We start from the raw sequence: 17,620 nt of genomic DNA, 5'->3' as shown, positions 1-17,620 counted from the left end.
CAGCCGGACTTTTCCTGAGTGCTGGAGATCAACCGCCCTTCTTCGAAGCGGCTTCCATTTGCTGCGCGGCCGCCTCAGGCGTCACCGACAGACCGAACAGCGCCTGCGTCGTGTCCTTGTGCAGTTCGCCCAACGCCGGCGGCAGAGCCTGGTCGTACCAGAGCTGCACGCTCGGCGCCGCGGCAAGCAGTTGCTGCAGACGCTGCGTGAACGGATCGTCGATCTTGACGTTGTTGACCGGCGGAAGCTTGTGGTCATCCGACGCGCGCGCCTGCATCGCCTGGTCGTCGGTCAGCGACTGGATCAGCTTGAATGCGGCTTCCGGCGTCTTGCACTCGGTCGAGATGCTCAGGAAGCCATCGCCCACCGTGCCGATCAGGTCGCGCGGGTCGCCCTTGCCGCCCGGCACGCTCGGGAACGGGAAGAAGTCGAGATCCTTCGAGAACGTCGGATTTTCGTTGGCGATCGTCGAAGCTTCCCAGGCGCCCATCAGCTCCATCGCGGCCTTGCCCGTATACAGCAGACGGCGCGATGCACCCGAGTCATAGTCGAGGCCGTTGATGCCCGGCGCGAACGCGCCCGCCTTCACGAGCTCCTGAATGCGCTTGCCGGCTTCGATGAACGCCGGATCTTCGAAGCCCTTACCCTTTCCTGCGATCGCGTCGCTCACGACTTGCGGACCGCCGATACGGTCGACGAGGTACATGTAGTACATCGAGCCCGTCCACTTGTTCTTGTTCGCAAGTGAGAACGCTGCCACGTTGTGCTGCTTCAGCACATCCACGACGTGCATCAGTTCATCCCACGTCTTGGGCGGCGTAATGCCGTACTTCTTGAAGACTTCCTTGTTGTAGAAGATCACGGCGGCCGCGGCGTTTTCGGCAGCGACACCGTAGGTCTTGCCGCCGAACGTCGTGACGCTCCACGACGACTGCATGAAGCGGTTGCGATACGCCGGGTCCTTGTTCAGGTACGGCGTGAGGTCGACGATCTGACCGGATTTCACATATTCCTGCAGGCCGCCGCCGCCCCAGTTCTCGAACACGCACGGCGGCTGGTTCGCACCGAACGCCACCTTCAGCTTCGTCTTGTACGCCTCGTTCAGGACGTGCGAATTCTCGACCTTGTAGCCCGGATCGGCCTTTTCGAAGCGGTCCGACGCGTCACGGATGATCTTGCTCGACGACGCATTGGTCTGCTGATCCCATACCGTGATGGTTTTGGATTCCGCCGCAACGGCGTTCGAAACGACTGCAGACAGTGAAAACAGCAGTGCCGTGGCGCCGGCAATGGCCCGCGCCGTGGAGAAACCTGGGTACGCCATGTTTGTGTCCCCTCTTTAGGATTTTTGAGAGCTACCTGAGTTATCTGCGGGTTTAACGTTAGCCTTAACGTTAGTGGATGTTAAGCCGAGACTCAAACTACGGCTATGCGGGATTTTCCTGGTGAGCCCCCGTGGGAGCTTGCGCCCTGCGCAAGGGTGGTACGCACGGGGACGGTTGCACAAGCGCGCATCTGATAGAATAACCAGCACACAAACGGTATCGCTAACGTGACGAGCGGCCCATCCGCGGAGTAACCAGCGAGTCACGAGCGAGTCTTCGCAGACATGACCTCTCGTAAGCCCACACCACGCATGGCAAGGCAAACTCCAACGCTTGAGCACGTCGCCAAGCTTGCCGGGGTGTCGCAGATGACCGCGTCGCGCGCGCTCAATGGACGCCCGGGCGTGTCGCGCGAAACGCGCGACGAAGTACTGAGAATCGCTTCGGACATCGGCTATGTCGTGAACCGCACCGCCCAGAAACTCTCGGGCGGGCGCAACGGCATCATCGGCATCATTACGCCCACGCTCGACACGCAGTTCTCGAGCGAACTGGTGCTCGGCGCGGGCCGCGCGGCACGCGGCGCGGGCATGGAAATGCTCGTGTACACCGTGTTCGACGAAGACCGCCATACGCATCACGACCTGCTCGGGTTGATCCAGCAATTTTCCGACGGCATTCTCGCCATCCTGCCGCGCGAATCGCTCTGCCTCGAAGCCCTCGCCACGGCCAAAGTGCCCGTAGTGGTGGTCGATCAGCGCGGCACGCTCACGGGCTTTCCTTCGGTGTCCGTCGACAATTACGGCGGCGCCTGTCTCGCGGTCGAGCATCTCGCGGAACTCGGCCACAAGCGCATTGCGTTTCTCGCCGGCGACGAAACCATCGAAGGCGTGCGCGACCGCCAGCGCGGCTATCGCGACACCCTCGCCAAGCTCGGCCTGCCACGTGAAGACGCGCTGGTCGCCGCGGGCGACCTCTCGCAAATGATGGCGTTCGACGTCACGTTCGACCTGCTCAATCTCCCCGATCCACCCACCGCGATCTTCACGGCCAACGACCAGAGCGCGTTCGGCGTGATCGCCGCAGTCAGGGAAGCAGGCCTGCGCGTGCCCGACGACATTTCCGTGATCGGGTTCGACGACATTCCCATGTCCGAGCAGTTTCATCCTGCCCTCACTACGATTCGCCAGCCGTTTCAGCAAATGGCGCGTTCGGCGGTCAATACGCTGCTCGCGCAGATCGCCGGCATCGACGCCGCTTCGCAGCGCATCACGCTGCCTGCCGAGCTGGTGGTGCGCGACTCGACCGGACCGGTGCGAGCGCGCCACCGCCGCTCGCGTCACCAGATCGTTTCGACGTAAGTCGAGGCGCGCACCTTCGCATCGGAGGTCACGAGCGCGCCGCCATGCGTGCGGGCGGTCGCAACGATCAGCCTCTGATGCGAAGTGAGCGCGGGCGGCAGCGTCGCCGCCCGGAACGCAATTTCCGAATCGACCGGAATCAGGCGCACGCCATCCAGCTTCAGAAACGTCGAGAGCCAGCTACGGGCATCCATGGAAAGCCCCAGGCTGCCCGCCTTCACGAACTCCGCGATTTCCAGCGCGCTGATGGCTGAAATGAGGATCTCGCCGCCGTCGAGTTCACGGTCGATCGCATCGTGCGCGGCCTGACTCAGCGCTTTCTGTTTGCCGAGCCAGCACACGAGCGCAAGCGTGTCGAGCGTGATCATTACTCTTCCTGCTCGGCGGGAACCGGTGCAAGCGCGTGCTTGAGATTGAAATGCGTGATCGACGCGCGCAGCAGCTCGAGCGGATTCTCCGTCTTGCTGCGATACGGCCGGATTTCAATGGTGGGTTGTCCCCGGTCCGTCACGACGACGGTTTCGCCCAGCGTTTCGACCTGGCGGAACAGCTCGCAGGCGCGGGACTTGAAAATGGCTTTGGATACTCGCTTTTCCATGACGCTCTCCACCCATCAAAATTCTATCGGATTTTTATTGCATCGGGTCGTTGCGCACGCAACGAAATTGCGCTTCGCACCCCAATGGCTCTTTATCGGCGTTGCCCAACCGTTTCCTGCCTGAACTACGCCCTGCACCGGTATATCTCGCACCAACGAACTGCGGGTTTTTACCGGTAACATGTTTCGCCCGAATCCGCCCCGCGGCCCTTGCGCTTTCATATAATCGGTCTGTCTGATGGATGCCCGTCAAGCAGCCCGAGTTGTGATCGAGCGACCCGCGAGGCACGACAACAGGGTGTGTTGCTTGCCGGCGGATATGCGCGAGTAGCGGTGTACGCTTCGCTTGCCGATACGGACGCTGCCGCAGGAAAGCGGAGCGTTGGGGGAGGTGATTACCTTTGCTGCAGACCATCGATTAAGCAGAAACATAATAACGTTACCCTTAACGTTAATTCATGTTAAATGCCCGCTTCCGGCGCCGCCATGCGTGTTTTACCTGGGCTTGGCGAATCGACGCGGAGTCCGCGTAAACCGCGCCGGATCCCGGCCCAGTAAGGAAAGAGTGCCTGGAAAGCTGGCCACAGGGTACTGCAAAAAAGTACCGTTCCGGCTAACGTTAAATGGGCGGTAAGAAAAGTCGTAACGCCGATTCGCGACACTCATAATCATCCCTGCCCCCATATCGTCACACTCGCTGGTCCGGCTCATCCGGCGGCGGCTTCGTCGCAGGCTCCGCGTCGAAATGAACGATAAACGCATGCAGCGGCTCGCGCCGTTTCTCCTGGCGGTCGCGTTGCGACTCGCGCTCCCTCTCCGTCACATCGCGCGTTTCATCGGACGTCGCGGCCTGCCCGCTGCGCGCATTGACAGCGGACGCGAAATCGTCCTTCGACCCTTTGTTCGTCATGGCACTCTTCCCCGACCAAACCGGCACGTCAAACGACGGCTTGAACGTGCTCTCCCACCTGGGGACGCTCGAACGCCACCGCGTCGCCTTTCGCATCGAACAGCGTGACCGCGGACGAGGCCACCTTGATGGCCACGCGCGCGCCCGGCTCGTATTGCGCGTCCTTCTTGTCGAGCTTGAGCGCGACGGCGTGCGCCATGCCGTCGAGACGCGCGTGCAGGATCGAGACATCGCCCAGATGTTCGACCAGCTCCACGCGAGCGGCGATGCCTTCGTCCGCGAAGCCGATGCTCAAGTGTTCGGCGCGCACGCCCAGGGTCAATTCGCCATTGAGTGCGCGATCCGGGCGGCCCGACAACGCGATACGGTGGCTCGCTCCCGCAAGCGCGAGGACGGTCTGCACGCCGTTTTGCGACACGACCGTCGCGCCGAGCATGTTCATCTGCGGCGAACCGATGAAGCCGCCGACAAAACGGTTCGCGGGCCGGTCGTACAGATCGAGCGGCGCGCCCGTCTGCTCGATGTTCCCCTTGTTGAACACCACGATCTGCTCGCCGAGCGTCATCGCCTCGACCTGATCGTGCGTGACGTAAATCATCGTCGTGCCGAGTTCGCGGTGCAGCTTCGCGAGTTCGATGCGCATCTGCACGCGCAGCGCCGCGTCGAGATTCGACAGCGGCTCGTCGAACAGAAAGACGCGCGGCTTGCGCACGATCGCGCGGCCAATCGCGACGCGCTGCCGCTGACCGCCCGAGAGCGCCTTCGGCTTGCGCTCGAGCAGGTGCGTGATCTGCAGGATTTCGGCAGCGCGGCCCACGACCTCGCGTACTTCGCGCTTCGATTTGCCCGAGAGCTTCAGCGAAAAGCCCATGTTCTCCGCAACCGTCATATGCGGGTAGAGCGCGTAGCTCTGGAACACCATCGACACGCCGCGGTCCACAGGCTGCAGATCGTTCACGCGTATGCCGTCGATCAGAATGTCGCCGCCGCTCACTTCCTCGAGCCCGGCGATCATGCGCAGCATGGTCGACTTCCCGCAACCCGATGGCCCGACGAATACCGTGAACTGTCCATCGGGAATATGAAGATCGATGCCCTGAATGATCTGCGGACCTTCGCCATAGGTCTTCACGACGTTGCGCAATACGAGTTCGCCCATTGTTATGTCCTCCTTAGTACGCTTGATCGGCGGCGGCATGTTCCGCGATGACCTTGCCATACCAGTGCGCGCTGTCCTTCAGCGTCCGCTTCTGGGTCTCGTAGTCGACGTACACCATGCCGAAGCGCTTGTCGTAACCGGACGCCCATTCGAAGTTGTCCAGCATGCTCCATGCAAAATAGCCGGCCACGTCCACGCCTTGTCGTGCGGCCTCGGACAATGCGGCGAGGTGCAGATCGAGGAAACGGATGCGGTCGGTGTCCTGCACGCGGCCGTTTTCGAGCACGTCTTTCGACGCGCAGCCGTTCTCGGTGATGAAGATCGGCGGCAGCTTGTACTCGGCATTGAGCTTCGTGAGCAGTTCGGTCAGACCTTCCGGATAGACTTCCCAGTCCATGTCCGTGAAGCCGTGCACGCCCGGTGGACGCTTGTTGCCCGAAGCGCTCGCGAAGATACGCGTGTAGTAGTTGATGCCGAGGAAGTCGAGCGGCGTGCCGATGATGTCGAAGTCGCCTTCGCGAATCACCTCTTGCGGGCCGTTCGCGCCATACCATTGCAGCGCTTCGGCCGGATATTCGCCCTTGAAGATCGGGTCCATGTACCAGCGGACGAACTTCGCATATTCGAGCGATGCGGCTGCGAGGTCTTCAGGCGCGTCGGTCGCGCCGTGTGCCGGCGACTGGTTGAGCACGATGCCGAGCGGCGCCTTCACACCATCGGCGCGCATGGCCTGAACGGCCAGGCCGTGCGAAAGCAGCAGATGATGCGCCACGTGCGCAGCCTTCTTCAGGTCGGCATTGCCCGGCGCGAAGTAGCCCGTTGCGTTGCCGAGCCATGCGGTACACCAGGGCTCGTTGTGCGTGGCGATCGACGCCACGCGGTCGCCCAGCACACTGCCGATCTTGCGGGCGTAGTCGGCGAAACGATAAGCCGTATCGCGGCTTTCCCAGCCGTTTTGCTCCGTCTGCAATGCTTGCGGCAAGTCCCAGTGATACAGCGTCGCGAACGGCTGGATGCCGCGCTCGAGCAAGCCGTCGACCAGACGCTCGTAGAACGCGAGGCCCTTTTCGTTGTACGCGCCGCGGCCATCCGGCTGCACGCGCGGCCATGCAATCGAAAAGCGATAGGCGTTGACGCCCATTTGCGCCATCAGATCGAGATCTTCCTCGAGGCGATGGTAGTGATCGCAGGCCACGTCGCCGCTTTCGCCTTTCACGACCTTGCCGGGCACCCGGCAGAACGTGTCCCAGATCGATTCGCCACGGCCGTCCTCACGGGCTGCGCCTTCTATCTGATACGAGCTGGTGGCCACACCCCAGACGAAATTTTCCTTGAATTGAAACGTCGACATAACGGTAGGTATCCTGAATAGTCGTGTCCGCTCTTGCTCGAGCGGCATGAAATGAACGAAGCGAAACTCAGGCCTTGACCGCGCCGGTCGTCAAACCGTCGATCAAGCGCCGCGAGGTGAAAGCGAACAGCACCAGCAACGGCACCACGGCGACCGCCGAGCCTGCCATTACCGCGCCCCAGTCCGAATTGGTCGGGCTTTGCAAAATGCGCAGCGCGAGGGGCAGCGTGTACATCGAGGGCGAACGCAGCACCACGAGCGCCGAGAGGAAGTTATTCCAGGCCTGAATGAAGCTGATGAGCCCGAGCGTGCCCAGTGCCGGCCCAAGCAGCGGCAGCACGATGCTCCAGTAGATGCGGAACTCGCCGCAGCCGTCGATGCGCGCCGCCTCGATCAGGTCGGACGGAATGGCCGACGCGATGTACTGGCGCATGAGGAACACGCCGAGCGCGGCAGCCGCGCCGGGCACGTAGAGCGCGCGCGGCTGATTGATCCAGCCGAGCAGATTCATCGTCATGAAGGTCGGAATCATGCTGAGGAACGGCGGCACCAGCATGGCCGTGAGCGCGACGGCAAAGAGCGTCTTCTTGAAGCGGAATTCATACATCGCAAACGCGTAACCGGCCATCGAGGTGACGAGCAGGGTCAGCACGGTCTGGATCGTGGCCGTATAAAAACTCCAGCCCAGATTGCGCCAGAACGGAATGTGACGCATGAGCGACGCCATGTTGTCGAGAAACGCGTTGCCGAACCACAGCGGCGGCGGCATCGAGAAAATTTCGGAACTCGTATGTGTAGCGAAGACGAACATGAACCAGAACGGCGAGAACATCAGCACCGCGCCCGCCAGCACGACGGCGTAGCCCGTATAACGCGCCTTGTTTTTCGACAGTTTCATCGCTGTGCCTCTTCTTTCATGCCGCTGCGGTGGAAAATGCGCGTGTTGAGCCACATCAGCGCGGAAATCGTGATAAAGAGCAGCCACGCAATCGAACTGGCCGTGCCGAAGTCGCCGTCGTGGAATGCCGTGCGATACATGTAGACCGCCGTCGTCAGGCCGGACTGGCTTGTGCCCATGCCTTCGTTCGGGAGCAGGATGAACGGCTCTTCGAACAGTTGCAGCCCACCGATGATCGAAAGCGTGACCGCGAAGAAGATCATCGGCTTGAGAAGCGGAATCGTGATGCGCGTGAACTGTTGCCAGCCATTGGCGCCGTCGATGCGCGCCGCTTCGTAGAGATCCTTCGGAATGGTTTGCAGCGCGGACAGATAAAGCACCGTATTCCAGCCCACGTAGCGCCAGAAGACGACGACGGAAACCGCCGGCTTCACGTTCGCGGGGTTATACAGCCACTCGATCGGTTTCGAAGGCACGATCCAGTGCAGCCCCGGAATCTTGCCGATCTCGGCGATCGCGAGATTGATCATGCCGAAGTCGGTCGAATACAGCGACGAGAAGATCAGCGCGATCGCCACGCTCGACGTGATGAAAGGCAGGAAATACAGCCCGACCACGAAATTGCGCCAGCGGCGAAATGCGGTTTGCAGAAAGAACGCCAGCGGCAGCGCAATGAGGTGCTGCGGCACGCCGGACATGACCGCCATCGAAGCCGTGTTGTAGAGCGATTTCCAGTACCACGGGTCCGTCAGCGTGAAGGTGAAGTTCGACAGGCCCACCCACTTCATGCTCGCCAGCCCCGCTGTCGCGTCCCAGCTCTGGAACGAGAGATACAGCGAAAACAGCAGCGGAAAGGCCAGGAACACGGCGAACAGCAGAAAAAACGGCGCGAGAAAGAGGTACGGCGCAATCCTGACCGGATTGAACCGCGGCTTGCCACGAGCGTGGGCGAGCGGCGCGTGCGTATCGGGCACGAGCCCTTCCCGGGAAACCTGTTCAGTTGTGGGCAGAGGAGAGTTCATCAATAATTCCGTCCATTCGGGCGTGGCCGGCCGGGGCGACCGGCCACGCTGTTGCAGCGGGCTTCAAAGCGCGGCGATGCGTGCCGCGCCGTTTCATCAGAGCCGCTTAACGGCGGACACGATGCGTGATTTCAGCCTGTGCTTCCTGCAGCGCCTGGTGGATGTCCTCGTTGCTGTCGACCACCTTGTCGAGCGCCGAGTGGACCGCCTCTTCGGCAACCTGGTCATACTTGCTGCGCTGGATCGCCGGGATATGCGCGGCCGCATCGCGCCAGATCAGGCGTGCCTTCTCGTTGCCGAGGAACGCCACCGGCTGCGCGAAGAAGTCGTCGTGCTGCGCCGAAAGCAGCGCCGGGAAGGCGTCGATCGAGCGGAACGAAGCGAGCTGCTCGTCCGGGCGCGTCGTCAGGAACTTGATGAATTCCCACGACAGCTGCTTTTGCGTGGCCTTCACCGGAATCGACCAGAACGTGCCGCCGAACGATGCATAAGCGCCGTCGGGCAGATTCGTTGCGCGCCACAGGCCCTTCGTATCCGGCGCGATCCACGAGGAGAGGTGGCCGCCGAGCCATGCGCCCATCATTTGCGTGGCGACCGTGCCGCGCTTGAAGCTTTCGGCCCATTCGTTCGACCACGGCGTGATCTTCGCGTCGAGGCCGAGATCACGCGCCTTCTTCGCCAGCTCGAATGCCTTCACGAAACGCGGCGAGGTCACGACCGGATTACCGGCCTTGTCGAAGTACACGCCATCGCCTTCCTTCAGGTCGGCGCGAATATAGATGTCTTCGATATCGCGCGACGACGCCATCAGGTACGCGCCGGTCGCCTTCTTGATCTTCTGCCCGGCCGCCAGATACGACTCCCACGACTTGGTCAAGTCGGCTTCGGTCACGCCTGCCTTGTCGAGAATGTCCTTGCGGTAGAACAGCGTGCCCGGGCCGATATCGCCCGGCATGCCGACAATCTGTCCGTCCTGCGTCGTAGCCTGCGCGAACGTGTAGTTGATGAACTGGCTCTTGTACTGGCCTGCGTTATAGGGCGGCTTCGCCAGGTTCTCGAGACCGCCGCCCGCTGCGAAACGGCCAATGAAGCCGACTTCGACGGCCATCACGTCGGGCAGGTCCGAGCTCGTTGCGAGCGCGGTGGTCATGGCGTTGTGGTGATCGGCGATCGCCAGCGACGACACCTTGATGTCGACGTCCGGATGCAGCTTCTTCCACGCGGGAATCGCGTCCTTGATTTCCTGGTCGAGCTTCGGAAACACCGCGACGGTCAGCGTGGTGCTGGCATGCGCAGCCACGGTAGCCAGGCTGAGCAAAACTGCAGCGGCAGTGCCTGAAAAACGGAAATTCATTACATGTCTCCTGGTGAAACGTTTGTGAGTGACGTTCAATTGCTCCCCTGCTGCTACGAACTACTTCCCCTGTTGTATTCATTCGCAGTGCCTGACGCCCTGCTTGCCGCGCTCATCTGTTTGAAAGCGCTTTCACCGCAAAACTAAAAAAACGGCCCGATCTGGATTCGAACCTTATGCACCCGTCTCTCCCGGGCTCGGCGACGGCCCGATGCGACGCGTCGTCTCGCGCGTCACCAGCGTGAGCGGAATGGGGCTCAGTGTGATGGGCTGCTTGCGGATCATCTGCACGATGCCTTGCGCGGCGAGACGGCCGATTTCATAGGTCGGCTGGCGCACTGTCGTCAGAGGCGGCGTCATGTACGAAGAAGTCGGCAGATCGTCGAAGCCGACCAGCGACACATCTTCGGGCACGCGTACGCCGCGGCGGAACATCGCGAGACGCGCGCCGTATGCGGTCTGGTCGTTCGCGCAGAACACCGCGCTCAACGACGGCCGGCGCATCAGCAGCCGCTCCATGGCGGCGAGCCCGCCCGTTTCGAGGTAATCACCCTGCTCGACCAGATCGGCGTCGAAGCCGATACCCGCTTCTTCCAGGGCGATGCGGTAACCGTCGAGACGCTCGATCGCGTCCTCGTGACTACTCGGGCCGGCAATGAACGCGATCTCGCGGTGGCCCTGCTCGATCAGATGGCGGGTCGCGTCGCGTGCGCCCTGCAGGTTGTCGATCGGCAGGCCAGCGAGCGCCGTGCCGTTTTGCACCGAGCGCCCAAGTACGAGCATGGGCGCGTAGCGCGAGTATTCGGTGAGCGTCGATTCGTCGAGTTGCGCATGCAACAGAATGATGCCGTCCACGCGGCGCGCGATGAATTCTTCGAGGCGCGCCTTTTCGTCGACGACATTCCAGCGGCTGCTCACGAAAATCGGCGTGAAGCCCGGCTCGGAAAGCGCCTCTTCGATACCGCGCAGCCACTCGGCGTAAAACGGGCTCGACACGGCTTGTGTCAGGACACCGATAGTTTCGGTGCGGCCGCTCGCAAGACTGCGCGCCAGCACATTCGGACGATAGTTAAACCGCGCGATCGCCTCTTCCACCGCGCGCTGCTTTTCGGGGAGAACACGCGCGGTGCCGTTCAGGATGCGCGACACCGTGCTCGGAGACACGCCGGCTGCGCGCGCAATTTCTTCCAGCGTCACGTTGGGACCCGGAGTGGGTCCGCTCTGGACACTGGGCGCGCCGGGTGCTTCGTTGGTGCCGTCGGTCATGAGTTCCGCCTGAACATTTTCATGAAAGCGCTTTCAAACACTGAAAAAAGCGCTCCCGGATACGAATTCGAAGGGGCTAAAAGAACGCAGAAAAAGCAGCCGGTGCGACCAGGGTGGAGGAGAGATCGCACCGGCCTCTCTATGTAGAGAATTAAGCAGTACCTAACACAAAGAGATCACAACAACTACAGGTCAAACGAAGTCAAATCAGAACATGTGCATGATGCCCGCGAACACGCCGGTCTGGCTGTGGCCGTAGTTCGGGTTGTCGTTTGAAGACGTGCCCGTCGTCGCGTCGAAGTTGTTGTTGCCGTACGAACCGTTGCCAAGGTTGATGTTCGACGTCGAGCTGTTGTGCACGTAGCCGGCTTCCGCGTACAGGAACGTACGCTTCGACAGGTTGTAGGTCGTACCGAGCGTGAACAGCGTGGCGTTGCCGTTGCCGTTGTTCGCGTTCGCGTGGAACACCGCAGCCGTGATCGCCGAAGTGTCGTTCACCTGCCAGCCAGCGCCGATCCACTCGTGGTCCACCGTCGTCGGTGCGCGCACGCCAGCCGGCTGCGACGCGTCGGTCACGCCCATGCTTGCGTTGGTGGCGCTCGGTGCGCTCAAATGCTGGTAGCCAGCGTAGATCTTCACCGGACCGATCACGTACGTGCCGCCAGCGAGAATCGAGCGCGAAGCCGAATACACGTTGTTGAACGAACCGTCCGCGCCGCGGACTTCGTCATAGATCACACGGAAATCGCCGCTGCCCCAGGTATAGATGCCTTCGATCGCATTCGTACGGCCCTGGCCCGTCGGGACGCCCTTCGCGTTGACCGGCGCCGAGTTCCAGCTCGTGTTGTTGGTCAGCGAATACTGGCCCTTGAACACGAGACCGCCGAACAGCGTGGGCGAATCATATTCCGCGCCGTTGCTCGTGCTCGCCCAGTTGCGGCCGCGCACCAGCGTCGAAATCGCGTAACGCTGCATCAACTGCGGGTCCGCGCCCCAGCTGTCCTGCGAAAGTTCGCCGGCGCCGAGATTACCCATCTTGAACAGACCGAAACGGTCGTTGCTGAAGCCCACCGTGGCGTGACGACCGAACAGGTTGCCTGCCGAGGCGCCCGTCATCGTATTGAGCTGGCCTTCCAACTGGAACACCGCCTTCGTGCCGCCGCCGAGATCTTCCGAACCCAGCAAGCCGAACCAGGAGCAACCCCAGTCGCCGCTCTGTGCCGAGAACCTGTTACCGCCCGGCAGGCCGGTTTCGTACTGCACGCCGTTGTCGATACGGCCATACAGTGTGACGCTGCTTTGCGCGTGCGCCATCGTCGTCGCAGCTGCCATCACCGACAATGCAATAAGCTTCTTTTTCATTAGCTATCCTATATATATTTTGGCGTCTCCAAACCGCGCAGGTCGCGTGCGCTCTACACGTTCCCTACCAGGCTGCCTCACTGAAATGTTCCGAATCACATTTCGAGGCGATTATAGGGACGCCCCTGCCCCGGTGTATCGAACCGGCGGGCTAGGGAAAACGCTGTTACCGATAACAGTTGCGCGACGCGCGGCCCCGGGGTAGGCCCCTGCTTTGTGACCATTCCGTTATGGTCATAAAGCTCGCAACTCCGTTTGCGGTCGTGAGGGAAAATATGCGCAGCGAGGGAAATGTACCGAACAGCTGTGCTACTTCGGCCAAATCGCGCTTGACAGCGCTTTCAAAAGCGACGCTCTGACGTTGTGAAGTTGCAACGGCGACACGAGAGTTTCTTGCCTGTTGCGTCCGCAGCGTTGCAAATCTGCTGATAGCGCTGTCACCAGCAGGCCTGGGCAATAGCGACTATGATCAAGGTATACCCTGCCGGGCAACGAGTCGAGATTCTCCGGTAAGCACATTCAGCGCGGGCGTTGAATCAATCCCGCGGGCTTTCCGGCTTTAGACCATCGCGCCACGCAATTCCCCGCGCCTCGACTCCCGCTGTTCCCCGCCACGTCGCGCGCGACGTCCCGTCCGAACGCAATGCACCAGCACGCACCATCGCAACTTTCGCCGGGCGACGGCGCTGCCGTTCCATGCCCGGCTGGCGGAACCCCTGACGCGTCCTTGCGGTGACCATTGCACCGCGCACTGCGCGGGCTGGTTTGCCCTCTGACTTCCGCGGCCCTGCGTTGAAGAAGGACCGGAAGACTTGCTGCCGGATGTGACCGGCATTTTTGCCACACTGCAAGGAGGTATCGTGAAAGCCATCATCACTTCCACGCTCGCATTGCTGATTTCCAGCGCCATGGTGCCGGCCGCACAGGCTCAAACCGACTCAGGCGCGAGCAACCCGCAACTCGCGCACAACGTCCGGGTCGCTTTTGCGCGTAATGGCGTCAACACTTCTCATATCTTTGTCTTTGCTCGCGGGGGCACCGTCACGCTGCTCGGATGGGTCGACGCGCACGAACAGGTCGCGCTGGCCGAGCGCAGCGCGGCTTCGGTCGAGGGCGTGCAATCGGTGGACAGTTGGCTTGCGCGTGGACGCTGAGGTCAATGCGATCGAATGCATCGCCGCGCGGACGGCGCGCTTCTCGTCCGCGCGCCGTTCTTTATCGATCGCGCTGCGCGATGCTGTGTCTGATCCGTTTGATCCAGCCGCCGCGCCCATAGTCGGTCTGCTGCAGAAACACGGCAATCACGATGATCAGGCCTTTGAGGACTAGCTGCGTATTGCTGTCGATATCGTTGAGCAACAGGATGTTGCCGAGGAAGCCGAATATGAGGACGCCCGCCACGGTGCCCGATATCCGTCCGACTCCGCCGGCCAGGCTCGTGCCGCCAATCACAACGGCCGCAATCGCATCGAGTTCCCAGCCGGTTCCGGCATCGGCCTTCCCCTGGCGGTACTGCGCCGCATAGAGCACACCAACGAGCGCCGAGAGCAGGCCGGAAATGGCGTAGGCCATCAGCTTGTAGCGGTTGACGTCGAGCCCTGAAACCACGGCGCATTTCTCGTTGCCGCCTATCGCGTACAGATATTTGCCGAACACCGTGCGGTTCATCACGAAGCTGAAGACGAGCGCGATCACGAGAAAGAAAAGCGCAGGCACGGGAATCAGATTGAACAGCAGCGCGCGCAGATTCTCGATTTCGGCGGTCGCATTCGTTCCGCTATAAATCGAATAGACGGCGGTGTCCTGCCCGGCGATCAGCCGCGCGGCGCCGAGCACGCCGACCATCGCCGCGAGCGTGACGATGAACGGTTGCATGCGCCCGCGCGTGATGATCCAGCCGTTGATGCTGCCTACCGTGAAGCCCGCAAGCGGCACGATCCAGAGCACGCCGGCGAGCGGCATGCGGTGCGCCGCGTGCAACGCGATATACAGGCACGCCAGCGCCGCGCACAGCAGCGCAATGCCGCCGCGCACCGCGCGTGTGGCGCCCATATGCGCGCGATGCGAACGCAGCGGCCTGCGCCATGCTCCGAGCACGATGAACACGATCGAGAACACGGCAATCGCATTGAGCACGAGCGAGGCGTAAGTCGCCCGGTTCCATCCCTCGGTAGTCAGCAGCATGGCGGTCAGCACGCTGCCGAGGCCCATGATCGCGCCGACGGAAAGATCGATACCCGCGGTGATGATCACGAGCGTCATGCCGATCGACATCACCCCGACGTTGGCGACCTCGCGAAACACGTCGGAGATATTGGCGCTGGAAAGAAAGATGTTGCTGCCATCGGTCGAGTGAGGCGAAGTGAACGCGCCCACCACGAGCAACAGGATCAGCCCCAGATAGTACTTCAGGTGCGTCATGAGCGTGCTGATTTGACGCCTGCGCGTGGGCGCGTCCGGCTCGGCGACATGGTCCTGCACATGCAGCATGGTCAGTCTCCAGTCAGTATCGATTCATGGCGAAGCAAGATTGATCAGCAGGTCGCCGGAAAAATCGCTGCGCGGTACGATCTGTTTGGCGCGCCCTTCGCACAGCACGAGAATGCGGTCGCACAACAAGGTCAATTCGTCGATTTCCGAACTGGCGATCAGCACCGTCACGCCCGAGCGCGCCGCGTCGAGTATCTGGCGGTAGATCTCCGCTTTGGCGGCGACGTCGACGCCGCGCGTCGGTTCGTCGAGCAGCAGGATGCGCGGCTTCGTCATCAGCCATTTGCCGATAATGAGCTTCTGCTGATTGCCGCCCGACAAGCTACTGGCGCTTTGCGCGAGGCTGCGATGCTTGACCCGCGAGGCCCGCGCCTGTTCGGCGGCCCAGCCGCACAGCCTGCGCCGCCGGTAGAACGGAAAGCCGGGCACGCGCGGCAACGACAGCAGCACGAAATTCGCTTCGAGCGACTGGTCGAGCACGAGGCCATCCTTCTTGCGGTCTTCGGTCACGAAGGCAAGACCCGATTCTGCGGCTTCGTTCGGCGACCTGAATGACCGGTTCCGCCCGGCAATGGCAATGGCGCCCTCCTGCTGGTAGGCCGAAATCCCGTAGATCGCTTCGAGCACTTCGGTCTTGCCCGCGCCGAGCAGACCCGAGAGGCCGAACACTTCGCCCTCGCGCACCGCGAACGACACGTCGCGCACCATCGCGCGCGCCGGTCCCCACAGCGACAGATTGCGCACTTCCACACTCGTGCTGCGAGCGCGTGGCGCCTCGTCCGCGCCGCGCTCTGGCGGCGCGAAGTCCTTGCCGATCATCATCGAGACGAGTGCCGTCGAGGACTCCACCTGCGCGACCGGCAGCGTCGAGATGCGCCGGCCGTCACGCAGCACGGTCACGCGGTCGGCCACGGCGAAGACTTCGCCCAGCCGGTGGCTGATCAGCACGATGCCCATGCCGCGTTCGCGCAGTTGCCGCGTGAGCGCGAGGAGTGCGGAGGTCTCCGCGTCGGAGAGCGCCGAGGTCGGCTCGTCCATGATCAGCACCCGAGCTTCGGCCACCAGCGACTTGGCAATTTCCACGAGTTGTTTTTCGCCCACCCGCAGCGCGCCGACCAGCGTATCGGGACTCGCGCGAAAGCCCAGTTGGCCGAGTACGCTGCGCGCTGCCGCGCGCATGGCGCGCCCGTCGGGAAAGCCCCAGCGCGTGCGCGGTTCCTTGCCAAGGAATATGTTGTCGACGGCGGAAAGCGTATCGACGAGATTCAACTCCTGATGAATGACCGCGATCCCCGCATCGATCGCGTCGTTGACGCTCGCGAGGCGCGTGGGCACGCCCCGCACGCGTATCGTGCCGCTGTCGGGCGTATAGAGCCCGCCCAGCATCTTCATCAGGCTCGACTTGCCCGCGCCGTTCTCACCGACGAGCGCATGCACCTCGCCCGCTACGACATCGAAGTCGACGCTCGACAACACGGCGCTGCCGTTGAACGAAATCGACAGGCCAGCCGCCTCGATGAGCGGCGCGGTGGCGGTGGCATTCATTCAGGAGTGGCTAGCAATATACGCCTTGGCGTTGTCCGCAAAGATACCCTGGGTCGGCAACGTCACCTTCTTCGGGATCTTTTCGCCGTGCAGGAGCTTGAGCGCCTGGCGTATGCCTTCGGCGCCGGGCGTGGGGTACATGAACGTGCCGGCAAGCAGGCCTTGCGAGACCCACGTCGCGCCCTCCTGCGGCAACCCGTCGATGCCCACGAACTTGATGCTCTTGTCGCGCCCCGCGTCCTTGGCCGCGAGATAGGCGCCGTAGGCCATCGGATCGTTGTGCCCGTACACCACATCGATTTTCGGATTCACGCGCAACACCGTCTTCATGTACTCGTACGCCTTGTCCTGCTTCCAGTCGCAGTCCACGCGTTCGCCAACGAGCTTGATGCCCGACTCCTTGCCGATCACGCTCGCCGCGCCGTCGTGGCGGTCGTGCGCCGGCTGCGCGCCGAAGCCGCCCCAGACCTCGACGAGATTGCCCTGCGCGTGACCCGGGCCGCCCATCAGCTTGACGATGAATGCGCCGGCTTCGCGGCCGATCTGCACGTTGTCGCCGCCGATGAACTGCGTATAGGATTCGCCGTTCACCTCGCGGTCGAGCACGAACACAGGAATGCCCGCCTTATAGGCCTTTTCCACCACGCCGGTCAGCCCGGCCGACTCCTTTGGCGAAATGAAGATCGCATCCATTTTCTGGGCAATGAAATTCTCCATGTCCGCATTCTGCTTGTCGGTGCGGTCGCCGGCGTCGGCAATGATCAGATCGACCTCGGGATGCTTCGCGGCTTCGGCTTTCATGTCCTTGTTGAACTGCACGCGCCAGGGCTCGACCGTGGTCACCTGCGAGAAGCCGAAGCGGTATTTCTTCTGCTGCCCGAACGCGGGCGCACTGAGCGTCCCGAGAAGACCCGCTGCGCCGGCAAACGGCACGGCGACCAGAGCCGCAACCAGAATGCGTCGTTGACTGTCCATTGCC

General features: G+C 62.2%; 16 protein-coding genes. 2 read left to right on the top strand and 14 right to left on the bottom strand.

Going from position 1 to position 17,620, the window contains the following annotated elements:
* Window positions 1–28: 28 nt before the first annotated feature.
* Window positions 29–1,324: an extracellular solute-binding protein gene (locus AB4Y36_RS23930; protein ID WP_069262204.1), complete on the bottom strand. Its 1,296-nt coding sequence runs from the start codon at window positions 1,322–1,324 to the stop codon at window positions 29–31.
* Between the two features lie 285 nt (window positions 1,325–1,609).
* Between AB4Y36_RS23930 and AB4Y36_RS23925 the strand changes: the two genes are divergently transcribed.
* Complete coding sequence (locus AB4Y36_RS23925) at window positions 1,610–2,686, top strand: LacI family DNA-binding transcriptional regulator (RefSeq protein ID WP_368603224.1); 1,077 nt, start codon at window positions 1,610–1,612, stop codon at window positions 2,684–2,686.
* On the opposite strand, the gene AB4Y36_RS23920 is transcribed toward AB4Y36_RS23925, so the two are convergent.
* The 10 genes from AB4Y36_RS23920 to AB4Y36_RS23875 form a co-directional block, all read right to left on the bottom strand.
* Window positions 2,665–3,054, bottom strand: coding sequence for a type II toxin-antitoxin system VapC family toxin (locus AB4Y36_RS23920; protein WP_133183964.1), 390 nt, complete (start codon window positions 3,052–3,054; stop codon window positions 2,665–2,667). The two genes, AB4Y36_RS23925 and AB4Y36_RS23920, sit on opposite strands and share 22 nt — an antisense overlap.
* Window positions 3,054–3,284: a type II toxin-antitoxin system Phd/YefM family antitoxin gene (locus tag AB4Y36_RS23915; RefSeq protein ID WP_069262207.1), complete on the bottom strand. Its 231-nt coding sequence runs from the start codon at window positions 3,282–3,284 to the stop codon at window positions 3,054–3,056. Before AB4Y36_RS23915 ends, AB4Y36_RS23920 begins: the two co-directional genes overlap by 1 nt.
* 688 nt (window positions 3,285–3,972) lie before the next feature.
* Complete coding sequence (locus AB4Y36_RS23910; protein ID WP_368684284.1) at window positions 3,973–4,194, bottom strand: hypothetical protein; 222 nt, start codon at window positions 4,192–4,194, stop codon at window positions 3,973–3,975.
* 28 nt (window positions 4,195–4,222) lie between these two features.
* Complete coding sequence (locus AB4Y36_RS23905) at window positions 4,223–5,353, bottom strand: ABC transporter ATP-binding protein (RefSeq protein ID WP_368684283.1); 1,131 nt, start codon at window positions 5,351–5,353, stop codon at window positions 4,223–4,225.
* Between the two features lie 13 nt (window positions 5,354–5,366).
* Window positions 5,367–6,704: a GH1 family beta-glucosidase gene (locus AB4Y36_RS23900; protein WP_342948220.1), complete on the bottom strand. Its 1,338-nt coding sequence runs from the start codon at window positions 6,702–6,704 to the stop codon at window positions 5,367–5,369.
* Between the two features lie 67 nt (window positions 6,705–6,771).
* Complete coding sequence (locus AB4Y36_RS23895; protein WP_028204698.1) at window positions 6,772–7,602, bottom strand: carbohydrate ABC transporter permease; 831 nt, start codon at window positions 7,600–7,602, stop codon at window positions 6,772–6,774.
* Window positions 7,599–8,624 carry a carbohydrate ABC transporter permease gene (locus tag AB4Y36_RS23890; protein ID WP_368684282.1) on the bottom strand — a complete coding sequence of 342 codons (1,026 nt, stop codon included), beginning with the start codon at window positions 8,622–8,624 and terminating at the stop codon, window positions 7,599–7,601. The genes AB4Y36_RS23895 and AB4Y36_RS23890 overlap by 4 nt, the downstream gene beginning before the upstream one ends.
* Before the next feature lie 106 nt (window positions 8,625–8,730).
* A complete protein-coding gene (locus AB4Y36_RS23885; RefSeq protein ID WP_069262212.1) occupies window positions 8,731–9,978 on the bottom strand; it encodes an ABC transporter substrate-binding protein in 1,248 nt (415 codons plus the stop codon).
* Between the two features lie 174 nt (window positions 9,979–10,152).
* Window positions 10,153–11,244 carry a LacI family DNA-binding transcriptional regulator gene (locus AB4Y36_RS23880; RefSeq protein WP_368684281.1) on the bottom strand — a complete coding sequence of 364 codons (1,092 nt, stop codon included), beginning with the start codon at window positions 11,242–11,244 and terminating at the stop codon, window positions 10,153–10,155.
* A gap of 207 nt (window positions 11,245–11,451) precedes the next feature.
* On the bottom strand, window positions 11,452–12,606 hold the full coding sequence (locus AB4Y36_RS23875; protein ID WP_368684280.1) for a porin: 1,155 nt from the start codon (window positions 12,604–12,606) through the stop codon (window positions 11,452–11,454).
* Window positions 12,607–13,418: 812 nt separating this feature from the next.
* Between AB4Y36_RS23875 and AB4Y36_RS23870 the strand changes: the two genes are divergently transcribed.
* Window positions 13,419–13,760, top strand: coding sequence for a BON domain-containing protein (locus tag AB4Y36_RS23870; RefSeq protein WP_256094495.1), 342 nt, complete (start codon window positions 13,419–13,421; stop codon window positions 13,758–13,760).
* A gap of 61 nt (window positions 13,761–13,821) precedes the next feature.
* Here the strand turns inward: AB4Y36_RS23870 and AB4Y36_RS23865 are convergent, their stop codons facing one another.
* Genes AB4Y36_RS23865 through AB4Y36_RS23855 form a run of 3 tightly spaced genes read right to left on the bottom strand, consistent with a single transcriptional unit; the run spans window position 13,822 to window position 17,616 of the window.
* Window positions 13,822–15,096, bottom strand: a complete 1,275-nt coding sequence (locus AB4Y36_RS23865; protein WP_368684279.1) for an ABC transporter permease — start codon at window positions 15,094–15,096, stop codon at window positions 13,822–13,824.
* Between the two features lie 24 nt (window positions 15,097–15,120).
* Window positions 15,121–16,641 carry a sugar ABC transporter ATP-binding protein gene (locus AB4Y36_RS23860; protein WP_368684278.1) on the bottom strand — a complete coding sequence of 507 codons (1,521 nt, stop codon included), beginning with the start codon at window positions 16,639–16,641 and terminating at the stop codon, window positions 15,121–15,123.
* Entirely contained in the window at window positions 16,642–17,616 is a 975-nt protein-coding gene (locus tag AB4Y36_RS23855) for a substrate-binding domain-containing protein (RefSeq protein WP_368684277.1), read from the bottom strand.
* Window positions 17,617–17,620 lie beyond the last annotated feature (4 nt).

Origin of the sequence: Paraburkholderia sp. BR10936, assembly GCF_040965735.1 — a bacterium.
GTDB classification, from domain to species: domain Bacteria; phylum Pseudomonadota; class Gammaproteobacteria; order Burkholderiales; family Burkholderiaceae; genus Paraburkholderia; species Paraburkholderia nodosa_A.
This window is presented reverse-complemented; position numbering and strand designations above follow the sequence as displayed.